The following is a 16,938-nucleotide window of genomic DNA, read 5'->3' on the forward strand; positions in this document are numbered from 1 at the left end:
TTTATTTTTTATTTTCAATATAAAATAAATCGCCCAAACGTATCACTCTGAATTACTCATAAGAACGTGCATCCTCAATAACCAAACCATCATTTTTAATCTCACCAGCTGTCTTATAAACAACGTCAGTTCGTAGTTTAATAAACTCCTTAATAGACTCTTGGATTGCTTGGGTTAATTGTTCTGAAGGTTGACCCATTGTTTCAACAAATAAAGCAAGCTCATCTTTGCCCATGGCTCCCGTCACAACTAGTCTCGCACGCTTAATTTCCATGTGACGCTTGACGACTTTATCTACTAAGTCTGGATGCACCATCGCACCTCTCACCTTAACAGATTGGTCTGCTCGCCCCATCCATCCTTTGATACGTCGATTGGTACGTCCACAAGGTGATTGACCTGCCATCATAACGGATAAGTCCCCTGTACCAAACCTTAATAAAGGATAATCAGGATTTAAGGTCGTCACAACTACCTCACCTACTTCACCGTCTGGCACTGGATCATTGGTTCCCGGCTTAACGATTTCTAAAATAATATCTTCGGCAATCACCAAACCATCATGTGCTTGTGTTTCATAAGCAATTAAGCCCAAATCAGCTGTACCATAAGCCTGATAACCATCCACTCCTTTTTCTTTAAACCATTGTTGCAATGATGGAGGAAATGCCTCAGCAGAAAAAAGAGCATGTTTAATAGAAGAAACATCGGCACCTATTTCTTCTGCTTTTTCAATAATAATACGCAAGAAGCTTGGCGTTCCAGCATAGGCATTTGGTTTTAAATCCTGAATCACACTCACCTGCATTTCAGTCTGACCGACACCAGCAGGAAATACCGTCGCACCTACGGCTAAGGCTGCCGTTTCAAACATTGATCCAGCAGGGGTAAAATGATAGGAAAAGCAGTTATGGACTAACATATGTTGACGAAAACCAGCGGCATACATGGCTCGAGCCATTCGCCAATAATCCGTTCTAGCCACTTCAGGCTCAAACAATGGTCCCGGAGAGGCAAATACACGAGAAGCTTGTCCCCATCCTACCGCTGAGAAGCCACCAAACACGCGTTCAATTTCATCGCCGGGCTTTGCATCCGTCATTTTTTGGCGCGCCTGAGTTTGTGCATTGAGTAGCTCATATTTACGCACCACCGGAATTTGGGCTAAATCTTCGCGTGAAGTTAATGTGGAAATATCAATATCATTAATTTGTCGCTGTAAAGCAGGAACTTTATCTCTTAATTGGCGTAAATTATCACGCAGATTGCTAAAAAGATGTAGCTCTCTTTCTTCTACCGATTGTGTCTCTTGGCTATCATAATAGTCTTTCATGCGTAAGCTCCTCTATTCTATTACGCCAACCAACGCTTACGACGGCGATAAAATTTAGTATCTTTAAAGCTCTTACGGTCACCACTATCAAGACCTAGATAGAATTCTTTTACGTCTTCATTATTGGCTAAATCTTCCGCTGTACCGTCCATCATGACACGACCACTTTCCAAAATATACCCATAATCGGCATACCGTAACGCAATATTAGTGTTTTGTTCAGCCAGTAGGAAACTTACGTTTTCTCTCGCATTTAAATCACGAACAATTTCAAAAATTTCTTCTACGATTTGTGGTGCCAAGCCCATTGATGGTTCATCCAATAGAATCATATTTGGATTTGCCATTAAAGCACGCCCAATGGCTGCCATTTGCTGCTCACCACCAGATGTGTAACCTGCTTGACTAGTTCTTCGTTGTTTTAATCGAGGAAAATATTGATACACCTTATCTAAAGAAGCAGCTATTTCCCCCTTACTTACATTGCGTGTATAGGCTCCCGTTAATAAGTTTTCTTCGATGCTTAAGTGGCCAAAACAATGGCGTCCTTCCATCACCTGAATAACACCACGTTTAACTAGATCAGCTGGTGTCATCTCTTCAATACGTTCACCACGGTACATAATATTACCCTTGGTAACTTGACCACGCTCACTGCGTAAAAGGTTTGAAATCGCTCTTAGGGTTGTTGTTTTACCAGCACCGTTAGCACCCAACAATGCCACGATTTTACCTTCAGGAACGACCAATGACACACCACGTAACACTAAGATCACATGGTTGTAAATCACTTCGATACCATTTACATCAAGTAATGGTTTTGGGGCTTCTTGCGTTATGTTTCCCATACTTTTTCCCAACGATAATCACTAAGTTTGTTAGGGCTACATCGACTGCTTTATCACTGTGATATAGCCCCGTTCTACTAATTAACTGTCAATTATGAATCTTCTTTAGAGCAATCACGAACCTCGATTTTCTTCGCAGCTGCGTATTTCTCTGCTTCAGATTTCACAAGTGGATCCACAAATGTTTTATCTGCTTGATACCAGTTATCAGATGTAGCGACAAACTTAGCACCGTCCCATTGCATGATACGTGCCCAGTCATCACCCATATGGTTTTCACATGTTGTTTTTACAGGGCGAAGCATATTTTCAAAGCCAAGTTCTTTTAGGCGATCTTCGGTAATATTTAAATTCTCGAAGCCCCAACGCACTTGCTCAGATGTCATATGTTTACCTTTGCCGAATTTTTCTTGCGCAGCACGAATTGCCTCTACTTGAAGCATAGAAATCACCATACCACGGTTATAGGCAATAGTTCCTACTGTTGATGATGCCGCTTGCCCTTTATCAAATAGGTAAGTTTTTAAATCATCAAACACTTTTCCTTTGGCTTCACCTGTATTATGAATAGTAATGATGTTATAGCCCTTAGCAACTGCTGCTAAATCTTTCACATCATTCTCAGAACCTGCCCACCAGATACCATACATTTTTTCACGAGGATAGCCTGTAGATTGCGCTTCACGAATCGCTGTTGGCGTCATAATACCTGCAGACCACAATAGAAGATAATCAGGGCGTTTTTGACGTACATTTAACCAAGTTGATTTTTGCTCTACACCAGGCGCCGTCACTGGATATAGGATTAATTCAAAGCCGTTTGCTTCTGCACGTGCTTTTAATAGAGGAATTGGTTCTTTACCATAGGGAGAATCGTGATAAACCAGAGCAATTTTCTTACCTTTTAATTTATCAATACCACCTTCACGCTTGGCAATATCTTGAATCATCACATCAGCCGCTGTCCAGTAGGTTCCTAATAATGGGAAGTTCCATTTGAATACAGTACCATTTGATGATTGAGATAGACCATAACCCGGTGTTTCAATAGATACTTTATCCACTGGTGCCTTATCTGATACGGCAAACGTAATACCTGTTGATTGTGAATCAAATCCCGATGCACCACCATTCGCATTTTTTAAACGCTCATAGCACTCTACGCCACGGTCTGTTGCATAGCCTGTTTCACATTCTTCAAAACTTAATTTAACACCGTTTACACCACCCTCACGAGCATTTACTAGACGTAAGTAATCAATCTTACCATCTGCCCACGCAATCCCTAATGGAGCCAATGATCCAGTCCGATAGGTCATTAATGGAATGAACTGATCTTGTTCTTGTGCATATACAGCTGTTGTTCCACATAGAGAACCTAAAGCGATAGCACCCGCTAGTATTTTAGTTGCGAATTTCATAGTTTGTCTCCTCCGAAATAAATTCGGTATTTAATTAACTTTTTACTACTTAATTAACTGTTTACTACTATTTAAGAATGACCGTTATCATCGGCCTTTTTTAATTAATGTTGACATACGGTTTAATGAGGGAATGGCCATATGCGTAGTTTTTCTCTGGCAATACTCCATAATTTAGCCAGACCATGTGGTTCCACAATCAAGAAAAATACGATTAGCGCACCAAATACCATATGCTGAATATGATCAATCGTATCTACGGCTAAAGGAATACCTAACATATCAGGGATACGTGTCAGTAAAATCGGGACTAGTACGATAAACGCTGCACCAAAGAAACTGCCTGCGATAGAACCCAAGCCACCAATAATCACCATAAATAACAATTGGAAAGAACGATTTAAATCAAATGCTAATGGCTCCCAAGAACCTAGGTGAATATATCCCCATAAAGCCCCTGCCACACCCACAACAAAAGAGCTCACCGCAAATGCGGTCAATTTGGCATACATTGGACGAATACCAATTACTGAGGCTGCCACATCCATATCACGAATAGCCATCCACTCACGACCAATAGCACCACGTACCAAATTTTTTACAAGCAAGCCAAATACAATCACAATCATCAGCACAAAAAGATATTTTTGTACTGGCGTTTGTACTGGTAATCCGAAAAAATCTAAGGCTGGTACAGACACACTACCCGAGGTTGAATGATTGGTGAAAAAAGGTATCCGCAAAAATGCCCAATCAACGAAGAATTGTGCCGCTAAGGTTGCTACAGCTAAATATAACCCTCGGATACGTAAACTTGGAATACCAAAAATCACCCCAACCAGCATGGCAAAAAAGCCACCCAATAAGATTTGAACAATTAAGGGTAATTCTGGAATGCGTACACCAAAGTTCCATGCGGCATACGCCCCCACCGCCATAAATGCACCTGTCCCTAATGAAATCTGACCACAATAACCGACTAAGACATTAAGTCCCAATGCCGCTAATGACAGAATCAAAAATGGAATTAGAATACCGCTCAAGAAATAATTACTCACGGTAAAAGGTACAACTAGCACAGCTACGGCAATCAATAACAAGATAAAAATACGATCTTGTAAGATAGGAAAAATTTGTTGGTCGCTACGATAACTCGTTTTAAATTGACCATTTTCACGATAAAACATACTGTATTCCTTTTAATCTGAGTGCATTAAACACGGTCAATAATTTTTTCACCAAACAAACCTTGTGGTCTGAATAATAAAAACACAAGTGCTAGTACATAGGCGAACCAGATTTCAATACCACCACCAAAGTATTCACCTAAATACGCCTCAGAGAGTTTTTCTCCAACACCAATGATTAGCCCACCAATAATAGCGCCTGGCACTGACGTTAGGCCGCCGAGAATAACAACTGGTAGCGCACGTAAAGCAGCTGTTGATAAGGTAAACTGAACGCCGAACTTTGATCCCCAGATAATCCCTGCAACAAGAGCCACAACACCAGCCACTGCCCATACAATGATCCAAATGCGATTTAAAGGGATACCAATAGATTGTGCTGCCTGATGATCATCAGCCACCGCTCTTAACGCACGACCTGTTGTGGTATATTGGAAAAACAATGCCAATATCACTACCAAAATAGCGGAAATCGCTGCTGCTGTTAAATCTTCTAGGTTAATGAGTACACCGCCCTCAAAGATACTTTCAAAAATAAAGGCAGGATCCTTAGGCATACCTACATCAATAGAATAAACTGAGCTACCGAAAAGCGTTTGACCAGCACCATCTAAGAAATAGCTAATACCTAATGTCGCCATTAATAGCGTTGTTGCTTCTTGATTAACGAGATGACGCAATACAAAACGCTCAATCAAGATAGCGACGATTGTCATTAACACAGCTGAAATGATAAATGCCAAGACATTTGCCAATAGCATACTTTCAAAACCAAACCATTGTGGTAGCCATGTTGCAAATCGTGCCATAGACAAAGCGGCGACTAATACCATTGCCCCTTGTGCAAAGTTAAAGACACCAGATGCCTTAAAAATTAATACAAAGCCCAAGCCTACGAGTGCATATAGCATTCCACTCATGAGACCACCAAATAACGTTTCTAAAAAATATCCCATGATTGACCTCAGTGCTCAACGCCTAAATAAGCTCGAATTACATCTTCATTAGTACGGACTTCTGCTGGTGTACCGTCACCAATCTTCTTACCATAGTCTAGTACCACGACTCGATCTGAAATATCCATCACCACACCCATATCATGCTCAATGAGGACAATGGTTGTGCCAAATTCATCATTCACATCTAAGATAAAGCGACTCATATCTTGCTTTTCTTCGATATTCATCCCTGCCATTGGCTCATCAAGCAATAATAAACGTGGCTCCATTGCTAAGGCACGACCTAAGTCAACCCTTTTTTGTAAGCCATATGGTAGACGACCAACTGGTGTCTTGCGATAAGCCTGAATTTCTAAGAAATCAATGATATTTTCTACATATTCACGGTGTTGAATTTCTTCTTTTTCAGCACCAAAAATTCGGAATGCCTGAGATAACAAACCACTCTTCATCCGTAGATTGCGACCACTCATAATATTGTCCAATACACTCATGCCCTTAAATAAAGCCAAGTTTTGGAATGTCCGTGCAATCCCCATTTCAGCTGCACGGCGTGGACTCATCTTGTCAAAGTTTTTGTTATCAAAAACGATGGAGCCTTCTTGTGGCGTATAGACCCCATTAATAACGTTCAACATAGAGCTTTTACCAGCACCATTAGGACCGATAATCGAACGTATTTCATGCTCTTTTACATTGAAAGAAATATTTGTTAGTGCTTTCACACCACCAAACGATAATGAAATACTTTGCATGTCTAAAATAACATCGCCAATTTTTTTCTCATTTACTTGGTGCATATTAGGCCGCCTTTGCTGTATTTACGACTTTAGCTGGTGCAATTTTTAAATCTGCACTAATCTTACCTTTACGCCCATCTTCATACTTAACTTCTGTTTCAATATACTGAGATGGTTTGCCCTCAAACAAGGCATCAATTAATACCTTGTATTTCTCTGCGATAAAGTTACGACGTACTTTGCGAGTACGTGTTAATTCATCGTCATCTGGGTCTAACTCTTTATGTAAAATTAAGAAACGATGAATCTGTAACCCTTGTAATTGCTCATCTTGCGCCACATCCACATTAACCTGATCAATACAGTCACCAATTAATTGATAAACCTCTGGTTTAGACGCTAAGTCTGTATAACCTGCATAGGCTAAACCACGGCGCTCTGCCCAGTTGGCAACCGCCTCTAAATCAATATTAATAAATGCGGTCACAAATTCTTTATTCGCCCCAAACGCTACTGCTTCCTTGATATAAGGGAAGAATTTCAATTTATTCTCAACATATTTCGGTGCAAACAAACGCCCATCTACTAAACGACCCACATCTTTGGCACGATCAATAATTTTTAAGTCACCATGATGATCGATAAAACCCGCATCGCCTGTATGGTACCAGCCGTCTTCTGTAAACGACTCTGCTGTTGATTCTGGATTACGATAATATTCTTTAAATAAACCAGGGCTCTTAACCTGCACTTCCCCATTATCAGCAATACGGATTTCTACACCCTCCACTGGGGCACCAACAGAGTCAGGATACACATGACCATCTTTTTGAACACATACAAATACTGATGTTTCGGTAGATCCATATAATTGCTTTAAATTGATACCAATTGAACGATAGAACGTAAATAAATCTGGACCAATTGCTTCACCTGCTGTATAAGCAACACGCACTCGGCTCATCCCCAACGCATTACGCAAGGGAGCATACATGACAAAATCACCAATCATATATTTAATACGATCAAGCAAACCAACAGACTCTTTGTCCAAAATCTTAGTACCGACTCGTTTGGCTAAATTCATGGATTTCTTGAACAGCCATTGTTTAAACTTACCTGCATCTTCCATGCGAATAGTTACTTGCGTTAGTAACTCTTCCAATACGCGTGGTGGTGAGAAATAATAAGTAGGTCCAATATCGTGCATATCAATCGATACTGTACTTGGTGACTCAGGGTGATTAACCGTAAATCCTGTCGTCAAGGCTTGGGCATAAGAGAACATATTTTGACCAATCCAAGCGGGTGGCAAATAGGCTAATACCTCTTCTTTATGCGTTAGCTTCTCCATACGCTCAATCACTTGAGCACGATCAATTAAGGCAGCATGCGTTAATACCACCCCTTTGGGCTTGCCTGTTGTCCCTGACGTATAGAACATGGCTGCCGCATCTTCGGGTTGAACAGCTGTCAATGCGTTCATAAAAGCATCTGGATAATTCTTTGCGAATCGTTCGCCTCTCTCTAAGACCTTGTCATAAGAAAGAATCATTCCCTCTTGGTAATTACGCAATCCTCTTGGATCATCATAAATTACACATTCCAATGTAGGAACATCAACACGCACCTCAAGCATCTTATCGACTTGCTCTTGATTTTCTACTACAACAATTCGTAAATCAGCATCTTTTAGAACATGAACCATCTCTTGTGCAATAGCATCCTGATACATAGGTACCGGAATAGCCCCCACAGATTGCGCCGCCATCATCGCCATATACAATCTAGGTCTATTCTCACCAACAATACCAATATGCTCACCTTTTTGAACACCCAAATCCAAAAATGTGTTTGCAACCAATTTGACTTGTTCCGCTACATCACCCCAAGTAAATGTTTGCCATATGCCCAAATCCTTTTCTCGCATTGCTGCTTGCGTTGGTCTCTCCTTCGCATGTTTTAGCAACAAAGACGGGAACGTCTCCTTCACCACAGCATGAGCCATGACTTGTCTCCTTTTGAATGGATTTTGTCGTTTTATTCAATTGACTGTTCGTTTTTTGCCAATATACTGTTTTCTCTAATTGCAAAACTAACCGATAACAGGTACGCTAAATGTCACGAGCATGACATTTAGCATTTTTTTGAGGGTTATTCCTAATGAGTGTTTTCACTGAGTACGATACAAAGTGGTTTAACTTACTTTCACCAGAGCATCAACAACGGGTGACTCAGGACGTCATTGTGACAACTGTCCATCCCGGTGCCATGATTGAGCAAAAAGGAAGTAAGGCTCAATATTGGATTGGGGTCTTAGAAGGTCTCATTAAAGTATCGGTGGGTAATGCTGATGGACGTATCACATCATTAACAGGCGTCCCTCCTGGTGGATGGTTTGGTGAAGGAAGCCTACTAAAAAAAGAAAGACTGCGCTACGATATATTTGCCTTACACGAGTCAAAAATTGCCAAACTACCCTTGTTCACATTTGAATGGCTGCTTGATAACAGCATTCCTTTTAATCGATTTATGCTTAATCAATTAAATGAGCGAGTTAGTCAATTTATTGGACGCACCGAAAATGACCGCTTATTGGATGCTGACGGTCGAGTTGGAAGTTGTTTAATTGAACTCTTTAACCCCAAACTCTATCCCAATGCTTCAGCACGCCTGACGATCACTCAAGAAGAAATTGGCTATTTAGCACGTGTTTCAAGACAAAGAACCAATATAGCTCTACGTAAACTTGAGTCCCTAGGGCTTATTCAAGTGGGTTATGGGTATATCCAAATTCTTGATCTAGATAAGCTGATTGAGTGCTACAAAAATTAGTGTAACGAATACTCTCTTTGGCCAAAAATTGCACTACCAATCCGAATCTCCGTACGCCCCCTCTGCAATAGCTAGCTCATAATCACCGCTCATCCCCATAGATAGCGTTGATAATGCTAAACCTGTCGCTTGACGCATTTGTTCAGCTAAGTCAGCCACTTGTTTAAAACATTGACGCACAATATCTTGCTGATTGGTGTTTTCAGCAACCGTCATAAACCCTTTGATATTCAATGTATCGATGGTCTGAAGTGAGTGAAGAAAGGCAGGAACATCCTCAATAGCCATCCCTGTTTTACTCTCTTCATGGCTTGTCTTGACCTGAATTAAGGCATCAATAGCACGCCCCTCTTGCTGCAAGCGCTTATCTAATGCAATGGCTAAATCTAATCGATCCAACGATTGAATTTCACTCGCATACTTAGCCACTTCTTTTACCTTATTCGTTTGCAAATAACCGATAATCACCCAGTCAATACCATACTCAGCCAGTTCAATCGCTTTTTGCTTCATTTCCTGTGCTTTATTTTCACCAAACCGTGTATAGCCTAACTGCACAGCTTCTTGGATAACGGACGCTGGGAATGTTTTGCTAACAGGTAATAAACTGACCGAGCTAGGATCACGATTCACTTTTTCACACGCTAATTTTATTTTTTCGTGCATCAAGGTAAAGTTTTCTGCCAACATTCGCCATTCCTTTGTAAGTTTTCTCTTATTATTCTAATACAAAGCCTTAATTCATCGTCTTAGTTGCGAAAAAACATTAAAATCAACTCATTGTTATTATTTTTTTTGTCATCATATGTCACAAGCATTCGATAAAATGATTAAGCAGCTCTCTTTAGAGCCAGTTAGTGAAGATATTTTCTTGGGTGAAAGTACCGACCTCCTAGGTACCGGTCGTATTTTTGGTGGTCAAGTACTAGGTCAAGCATTGATGGCTGCCTCGTTAACTGTTGATCCTCAACGCGAAGTTCACTCATTACATGCCTATTTTATCCGTCCCGGCGATGTCAACCTACCCATTCGTTTTGAAGTAGAGCGAGTCAGAGATGGAGGGTCTTTTACTAATCGTCGTGTAGTTGCCTATCAAAATGATAAACATATTTTTACGATGGCAACAAGCTTTCAAACACCTGAAATAGGTTTTGAGCACTATGACCCTATGCCAGAAGTCAAAAGTCAGGATAACTTCTTAAATGAAAGCCAACTGATACAACAAATTGCGCATACCTTACCCAAATCCATTACAAAGCGCCATTTGATTGATGGTAATCCTATCGAAATTCGACCTGCCCATCCAGAACGTTTTGTCACTGGTGGCAGCTATCCTGCGCATACCTATTATTGGTTTAAAGCCAATGGTTCAATAGACAGCGAAAATGCGCTACTGCATAAAGCAACATTAGCCTACCTCACCGATTTTTATCTAATTTTTGCAAGTCTATTCCCTCACAATCAGGGCTGCTTTGATCCAGCCATGCAGATGGCAAGTCTTGACCACGCTCTATGGTTTCACCGCCCAATCAACATCAATGATTGGAATCTCTACGTTATCGATTCACCTAATGCTAGCGGTGGTCGAGGACTATGCTTTGGTCGCATTTATAACCAGAAAGGTGAACTTCTTGCTACCTCTGCTCAAGAAGGCTTAATTCGTAATACCTCACGTTTTGGTTCGGATAAATAACATCATGCTTGATTTGTTTATTATTCTTTGCTTAATTTTTATCAACGGCTTATTTGCTATGTCGGAAATCGCTGTCGTGTCATCCAAACGTATGCGTTTACAAAAATTAGCCGAAGAAGGCAGTAAAGCCGCAGCGGCGGCATTAAAACTTGCCGATGAACCCAGCCGATTCTTATCGACCGTACAAATTGGTATTACCCTAATCGGTATTTTTAACGGTGCGTTTGGTGAAGCCTCTCTAGTATCACGCTTAGCCCCTGCGATTGAGCATATTTTTGGACAATACGCTTACCAAGTTTCTCTGGCTGTCGTCGTTATTGGCATTACATTTGCCTCGCTTATTTTTGGTGAACTCGTTCCTAAACGCCTTGCTATGCACTACCCTGAACGTGTTGCCATGTTAATTTCCTTACCCATGACATGGCTGTCTCGTATTGTCTCACCTTTTGTTTGGGTGTTATCCGTCAGTACAGACTTTGTGTTACGTCTACTCGGTATGTCAGGACAAAAAGGCGACCAACTCACCGAAGAGGATATTAGCGGTATTCTTAGTGAGGGAGCAACAGCAGGTTTATTTGAGAAAACCGAACACGAAATTGTGGCACGAGCATTGAGCTTAGATGATAAACACATTGCCACCATCATGACCCCTCGCAATGAAGTACATTATATCGATATCAATGCGCCTCTAGAAGAAACCCTCGCCATTATCGCCGATAGCCCCTACTCTCGTTTTCCTGTAGTGGAAAAAGAATTAGATAATATTATTGGCATTGTGGATGCAGGCAGCTTATTTGAACAACAAATCCGTGGCGAACAAACCGATATCCGTGCGGTAATGAAAACTGTCCGTTTTGTCCCTGAGACCATCAGTGCCATGGACTTATTAGAAACCCTCCAGCAAAATCGCTCCGAAATCGCTGTTGTGATTAATGAATACGGTGAAGTCGAAGGAGTGGTAACCCTAAGAGATATTCTTAAAGTCTTGGTCGGCAATAGTATCCCCATCAATGAAGATCAGCATTCTGACGCCATCCAGCGCAAAGATGGCTCATGGCTATTAGACGGCACCATGACGCTTGACCGCTTCCGCGAAGTGATGAATAGCAAAGTGTTCTTCCCTGATGAGGACCTAGAGCACTACCATACCCTCGCTGGCTTTGTGATGCACCAACTCGGCCACATCCCTCGCGAAGCAGAAAGCTTTATATGGAAAGAGTTTTATTTTGAAGTCGTGGATATGGATAAGCATCGTATCGATAGACTGTTGGTAAAAGTGAATGAGGTTGTAGAGGAAAAAGAAGAGGCGGATGAGTGAAAACTCTTTAAAATAAGTCAATAAAGGATTAAGAAATTAACACTATGATAAAGCTCATTGATAATATCAATACCACATTAGCCGATGACCTGAAACAATCATTAGACGCTAATTCTAGACTAAAAATTGCTGCCTCGTACTTTTCGATTTATGCTTACGAGGCACTTAAAAAAGAGCTAGAAAATATTGATGAGCTCCAATTTCTTTTTACCTCACCCACCTTTACCACAGAGACAGCCACTCAACATAAACTCAAAGAAAACCGTGAGTTTATTATTCCAAAACAAAAGCGTGAAAAAGGTATTTACGGCACTGAATTTGAGATTCATCTCAAAAACAAGCTTACCCAAAAGGCCATCGCAAGAGAATGTGCTGACTGGATAAAACGCAAAGTTCGTATTAAATCAAATATTACTCAAGACTGGCTGCCAGAGTTTATTGTTGAGCAAAACACCACAGACTCTCTCTATACAGGGATACAAGGCTTTACCCCTATAGGCTTAGGACAAGAAAGAGGAAATACTCTCGCTAATTTTGTACAGAAAATTCAAGAGCCAACCATCGCTCAATCATATATTAGTAAGTTCAACCAGATTTGGACAGACCCAGAAACCATCAGAGATGTCACCGAAGAAGTTATTCGCCATATCGAGTCTGTTTATCAAGAGAACGCTCCTCAACGCATTTACTTTTTAATGCTCATTAATATTTTCAAAGACTTCTTAGAAAATATTAATGAGGACGTCCTACCCAATGATTTAACAGGTTATCAAAACACGCTCATCTGGAAAAAACTCTTTAATTTCCAAAAAGACGCTGCCACTGGCATTATTAATAAGCTAGAAAACTTTAATGGCTGTATCCTTGCTGATAGCGTTGGTTTAGGTAAAACATTCACCGCTCTTGCCGTCATTAAATACTACGAGTTACGCAATAAAAGCGTCCTTGTTTTATGTCCGAAAAAACTCAGCAGTAACTGGACCACTTACAAGGGTAATCGTATTACAAACATCTTTGAAAAAGACCGCTTCCGATACGATGTACTCTATCATACGGACTTATCACGCACCTCAGGTCATACACTAGATATGAACCTCTCAGAAATCAACTGGGGGAATTATGATTTAGTCGTCATTGATGAGTCACATAATTTTCGTAATCGTGACTATTTCAAAGATAGAGAAACACGTTATGAACGCCTCATGAATCAAGTCATTCGTGCAGGCGTAAAGACAAAAGTACTCATGCTATCAGCAACACCGGTTAATAACAAGTTTACAGATTTAAAAAATCAATTAGCACTTGCTTATGAAGGGGATCCTGACCAGTTAGCACAGAAGCTAGATGTTAGCCGTGATATCGAAACGATTTTCCGACGTGCTCAAGCTGCTTTTAACACTTGGAGTACACTCCCTCCTGAAAGACGTACGCCAAAAGCGATTTTAGGTACTTTAGACTTTGACTTTTTTAAACTACTGGATAGCGTGACAATTGCACGCTCTCGCAAGCATATTCAAACTTTCTATGACACTCGTGACATAGGTCAATTCCCGACTCGATTAGCACCTATCTCCATTCAATCTCCTCTATCACATGAGGAAGATACGATTTCGATGTCAACCATTGCGAGCCATCTCACTGACTTAAAGATGGCTGTCTACGCACCGATGAACTACATCCTGCCTAGCTGCATGAAGAAATACGCAGATCAGTTTGACACTTTGGTGGGACACTCACGTTTTAAACAAGTAGATCGCGAGAAAAGCCTACAAGCACTGATGCGTATCAACCTACTCAAGCGCCTAGAGAGTTCAGTACACTCTTTCCGCCTAACCTTACAAGGAATTGCCACTAATATCGCGAACGTATTAGAAAGCATCCGAAACTTTGAAGATAATCGACAAATTACGGACTTAAAACTTTCAACTGAGCTAGGTTTTGAAGAGGAAACTGAAGAAAGTAATGATTTTATGATTGGAGGGACCTTAAAAATTCATCTCGCCGATATGGATATCATTACCTGGAAAGATGTACTTTCTCAAGATTTAAAGACTATTACTAGTCTCATTAATGCTATTGCACCTATTAGTCCTGATAAAGATACGAAGTTGCAAAACCTCAAGCAACATATCATCAACAAACGTCAAAACCCTATTAACCCAGGTAATGGCAAGGTAATTATTTTTACCGCGTTTGCTGATACCGCAAACTATCTCTATGAACATCTTTCTGACTTTATGTTAGAAAACTATCAGGTTCATAGTGCATTGATTACAGGCAGCACCAATCCAAAGAGCACCATCAAATCTCGTAAAAATAGTCGAGAACATTATGATATGCAGGGATTGCTCACTCTCTTCTCACCATTATCAAAACAAAAGGCCGATATCTTCCCTACGGAAGATAGAGAATTGGATTTACTCATTGCCACAGACTGTATTTCCGAAGGCCAGAACTTACAAGATTGTGATTATCTAATTAATTACGATATCCACTGGAACCCTGTCCGTATCATCCAACGTTTTGGGCGTGTCGATCGTATCGGCTCAAAAAATGAAGTCATTCAACTCGTCAACTATTGGCCAGATATTACACTAGATGAATATATCAAACTACGTGAGCGTGTAGAGGGACGTATGGTCATCGTCGATGTTGCCGCCACAGGTGATGATAACGTCCTCAGTTCTAAAGCAAATGACATCGCCTACCGACATGAACAACTCAAGCGTCTACAACATGAAGTGCTTGATTTAGAAGATACGAATACTGGCGTCAGTATTACCGATTTAGGTCTTAACGACTTCCGTATGGACTTGCTAAGTTACCTCGAACAATACCCTAACATTAAGACGTTACCAAGTGGTCTACATACTGTTATACCAGCCAATCCTAGTGTAGGACTTGTACCCGGCGTTATTTTCTTATTACGTGTCCGAGATATTAAATTAGCACCTACTACGCAAAATCCACTCTATCCCTACTATCTGGTGTATATCAGCGAACAAGGTGAAGTTGTACATACACACCAACAAGCCAAAAACTTACTCGACCTCGCACGTCAAGGCTGCCACCATGCTAGCCAGCCAATTCCTGAGGCTTACACCCCTTTTAACAAGCGCACCAAAGACGGTAGCCATATGCAACAATATTCTGAGTATCTCGATATTGCGATTAATGCTATCCAGGAAAGCAAAGCAGAGAGCGATATTGCTAGTCTCTTTAATGGCACCCAGACAACAGCTCTTGAAGGCAATGTGAGTGGTTTAAATGATTTTGAGCTAATCAACTTCATCGTCATCGAGGGTTAAACGGATGAAACTGTACCACTATCCTGAAAAAGCCAAAGTTGCCAAAACCATTCCCAAGAATGCCTTTTATCAGCATGGTGGTGCTAGCTGTCGTATTGAACAATTATTCATTCAAGAGGTAGAAAGCATAACCTGGGCATATAAACTGGCTGCTTCCTCTTTACCTATGGATGAAACAGACAAAGTAAAAGAAGTTCAAATCTTTCATATTCAGAGTCGTGTTCCTGATATTAGTGAAGATATTCTGCACTTTATTGACAAAAGCATTCCTAGCCCTATTATTTTTGAAGTGTATTACCAAGATACGCTGACTCTCAGCGCAGCCTATAAACGCCCTAATAGAAACAATTCAGCCGAAACCGTCCTCTATGATTATTATCATCAAAAAGTAGAGTCTAACCATAGTCGCCTCCCCTTACCTAGTTTTTTGACAATTCAAGGTCTATACGAACACTTAATCGAGCAAATTTTACCTATCCGAGTCGCAGAGTTAGGGAGCCGTGAGCAAGAAGACAATACTCACTCTATCGAAGAAAAACTACAACAAGCAGAAGAAGTACAACGTTTGCAAGAACAACTCATCAAACTCAAACGCCAACTCGCCAAAGAGCGACAATTTAACCACAAAGTAGAACTGAATTTACGTATCCAAGAAATCGAGCTGAAACTATCTAGTATTCGAGATTAAAATCAAAGAGTTTTTTATGTTCTATTTCTATTTTAATGCTATCCTAGGGAGAGGCAGATGGCAGAAAAACTCAATTTGCACAGTCGAAATCTCGTCAAACACAATATTGACGTGATAGCTCGACATTTTCCAAACTGTGTCACCGAATCACTGAATGAAGCTGGGGAGCTTGTACAAGCCGTAGACTTTGACCTATTACGTCAAGAGCTATCCAAAACATTAGTTGAAGGCCCTCAAGAGCGTTATCGCTTAGACTGGCCGGGTAAAAAAGAAGCCATCCTAGCGGCTAACTCCCCTATCGCCAAAACACTCCGCCCTTGTCACGAAGAAAGTGTGAATTTCAATACCACAGAGAATCTCTTTATCGAAGGGGATAACCTAGAAGCCCTCAAACTCCTACAAGAGAGCTACTGTACCCATCCCATTTTTAGTACAACTATAAAGTAGAAACGGAATGTTTTTGTTTGTACATTAAAGGGGTGAGCCCCTTTAGTGCATCATGAGGTCTTTGCGTATTATAAATCGTTAACCACTCCTCGGTTAGTTGTTTAACCTGTTTTAGTGTTTTAAAGAGGTAACACCCTAAAACCTCTGTGCTGATACGCTGA

General features: G+C 40.8%; 15 protein-coding genes. 6 read left to right on the plus strand and 9 right to left on the minus strand.

Annotation, left to right across the window (positions count from 1 at the left end; genetic code table 11):
- Positions 1 to 52: 52 nt before the first annotated feature.
- The 7 genes from V757_RS25345 to V757_RS25375 all read right to left on the minus strand — a co-directional run bounded on the left by V757_RS25345 (position 53) and on the right by V757_RS25375 (position 8,496).
- Positions 53 to 1,333, minus strand: a complete 1,281-nt coding sequence (locus V757_RS25345; protein ID WP_023952602.1) for a phenylacetate--CoA ligase family protein — start codon at positions 1,331 to 1,333, stop codon at positions 53 to 55.
- A gap of 20 nt (positions 1,334 to 1,353) precedes the next feature.
- A complete protein-coding gene (locus tag V757_RS25350) occupies positions 1,354 to 2,181 on the minus strand; it encodes an ABC transporter ATP-binding protein (RefSeq protein WP_023952604.1) in 828 nt (275 codons plus the stop codon).
- Positions 2,182 to 2,273: 92 nt separating this feature from the next.
- The gene (locus V757_RS25355; RefSeq protein ID WP_023952607.1) at positions 2,274 to 3,602 is read right to left on the minus strand and encodes an ABC transporter substrate-binding protein; all 1,329 of its coding nucleotides are present in this window, start codon (positions 3,600 to 3,602) and stop codon (positions 2,274 to 2,276) included.
- 122 nt (positions 3,603 to 3,724) lie between these two features.
- Positions 3,725 to 4,789, minus strand: coding sequence for a branched-chain amino acid ABC transporter permease (locus V757_RS25360; protein WP_023952609.1), 1,065 nt, complete (start codon positions 4,787 to 4,789; stop codon positions 3,725 to 3,727).
- 26 nt (positions 4,790 to 4,815) lie between these two features.
- Positions 4,816 to 5,745 (minus strand): branched-chain amino acid ABC transporter permease, encoded by a 930-nt coding sequence (locus V757_RS25365; RefSeq protein WP_023952611.1) that lies wholly within the window; start codon positions 5,743 to 5,745, stop codon positions 4,816 to 4,818.
- Between the two features lie 8 nt (positions 5,746 to 5,753).
- Complete coding sequence (locus V757_RS25370; RefSeq protein ID WP_023952613.1) at positions 5,754 to 6,548, minus strand: ABC transporter ATP-binding protein; 795 nt, start codon at positions 6,546 to 6,548, stop codon at positions 5,754 to 5,756.
- Position 6,549: 1 nt separating this feature from the next.
- On the minus strand, positions 6,550 to 8,496 hold the full coding sequence (locus tag V757_RS25375) for an AMP-dependent synthetase/ligase (protein ID WP_023952615.1): 1,947 nt from the start codon (positions 8,494 to 8,496) through the stop codon (positions 6,550 to 6,552).
- Positions 8,497 to 8,651: 155 nt separating this feature from the next.
- Here V757_RS25375 and V757_RS25380 point away from each other — a divergent pair, with 155 nt between their 5' ends.
- Positions 8,652 to 9,323 (plus strand): Crp/Fnr family transcriptional regulator, encoded by a 672-nt coding sequence (locus tag V757_RS25380; RefSeq protein ID WP_023952617.1) that lies wholly within the window; start codon positions 8,652 to 8,654, stop codon positions 9,321 to 9,323.
- Between the two features lie 33 nt (positions 9,324 to 9,356).
- On the opposite strand, the gene V757_RS25385 is transcribed toward V757_RS25380, so the two are convergent.
- On the minus strand, positions 9,357 to 10,013 hold the full coding sequence (locus tag V757_RS25385; protein ID WP_315970389.1) for a YggS family pyridoxal phosphate-dependent enzyme: 657 nt from the start codon (positions 10,011 to 10,013) through the stop codon (positions 9,357 to 9,359).
- Between the two features lie 136 nt (positions 10,014 to 10,149).
- Between V757_RS25385 and V757_RS25390 the strand changes: the two genes are divergently transcribed.
- From V757_RS25390 to V757_RS25410, 5 genes are read left to right on the plus strand one after another with little or no spacing between them, the layout of a single operon-like run.
- The gene (locus V757_RS25390; protein WP_023952619.1) at positions 10,150 to 11,016 is read left to right on the plus strand and encodes an acyl-CoA thioesterase; all 867 of its coding nucleotides are present in this window, start codon (positions 10,150 to 10,152) and stop codon (positions 11,014 to 11,016) included.
- A 4-nt stretch (positions 11,017 to 11,020) separates the two neighbouring features.
- On the plus strand, positions 11,021 to 12,334 hold the full coding sequence (locus V757_RS25395; RefSeq protein WP_023952621.1) for a hemolysin family protein: 1,314 nt from the start codon (positions 11,021 to 11,023) through the stop codon (positions 12,332 to 12,334).
- Between the two features lie 44 nt (positions 12,335 to 12,378).
- Positions 12,379 to 15,642, plus strand: coding sequence for a helicase-related protein (locus V757_RS25400; protein ID WP_023952623.1), 3,264 nt, complete (start codon positions 12,379 to 12,381; stop codon positions 15,640 to 15,642).
- A 4-nt stretch (positions 15,643 to 15,646) separates the two neighbouring features.
- A complete protein-coding gene (locus tag V757_RS25405) occupies positions 15,647 to 16,330 on the plus strand; it encodes a DUF4391 domain-containing protein (protein ID WP_023952625.1) in 684 nt (227 codons plus the stop codon).
- 57 nt (positions 16,331 to 16,387) lie between these two features.
- On the plus strand, positions 16,388 to 16,777 hold the full coding sequence (locus V757_RS25410; RefSeq protein ID WP_023952627.1) for a hypothetical protein: 390 nt from the start codon (positions 16,388 to 16,390) through the stop codon (positions 16,775 to 16,777).
- On the opposite strand, the gene V757_RS30005 is transcribed toward V757_RS25410, so the two are convergent.
- Positions 16,767 to 16,931, minus strand: coding sequence for an integrase core domain-containing protein (locus V757_RS30005; protein ID WP_390621564.1), 165 nt, complete (start codon positions 16,929 to 16,931; stop codon positions 16,767 to 16,769). The two genes, V757_RS25410 and V757_RS30005, sit on opposite strands and share 11 nt — an antisense overlap.
- Positions 16,932 to 16,938: the final 7 nt, after the last annotated feature.

The sequence above is a fragment of the Pelistega indica genome (assembly GCF_000506865.1).
GTDB classification, from domain to species: domain Bacteria; phylum Pseudomonadota; class Gammaproteobacteria; order Burkholderiales; family Burkholderiaceae_B; genus Taylorella; species Taylorella indica.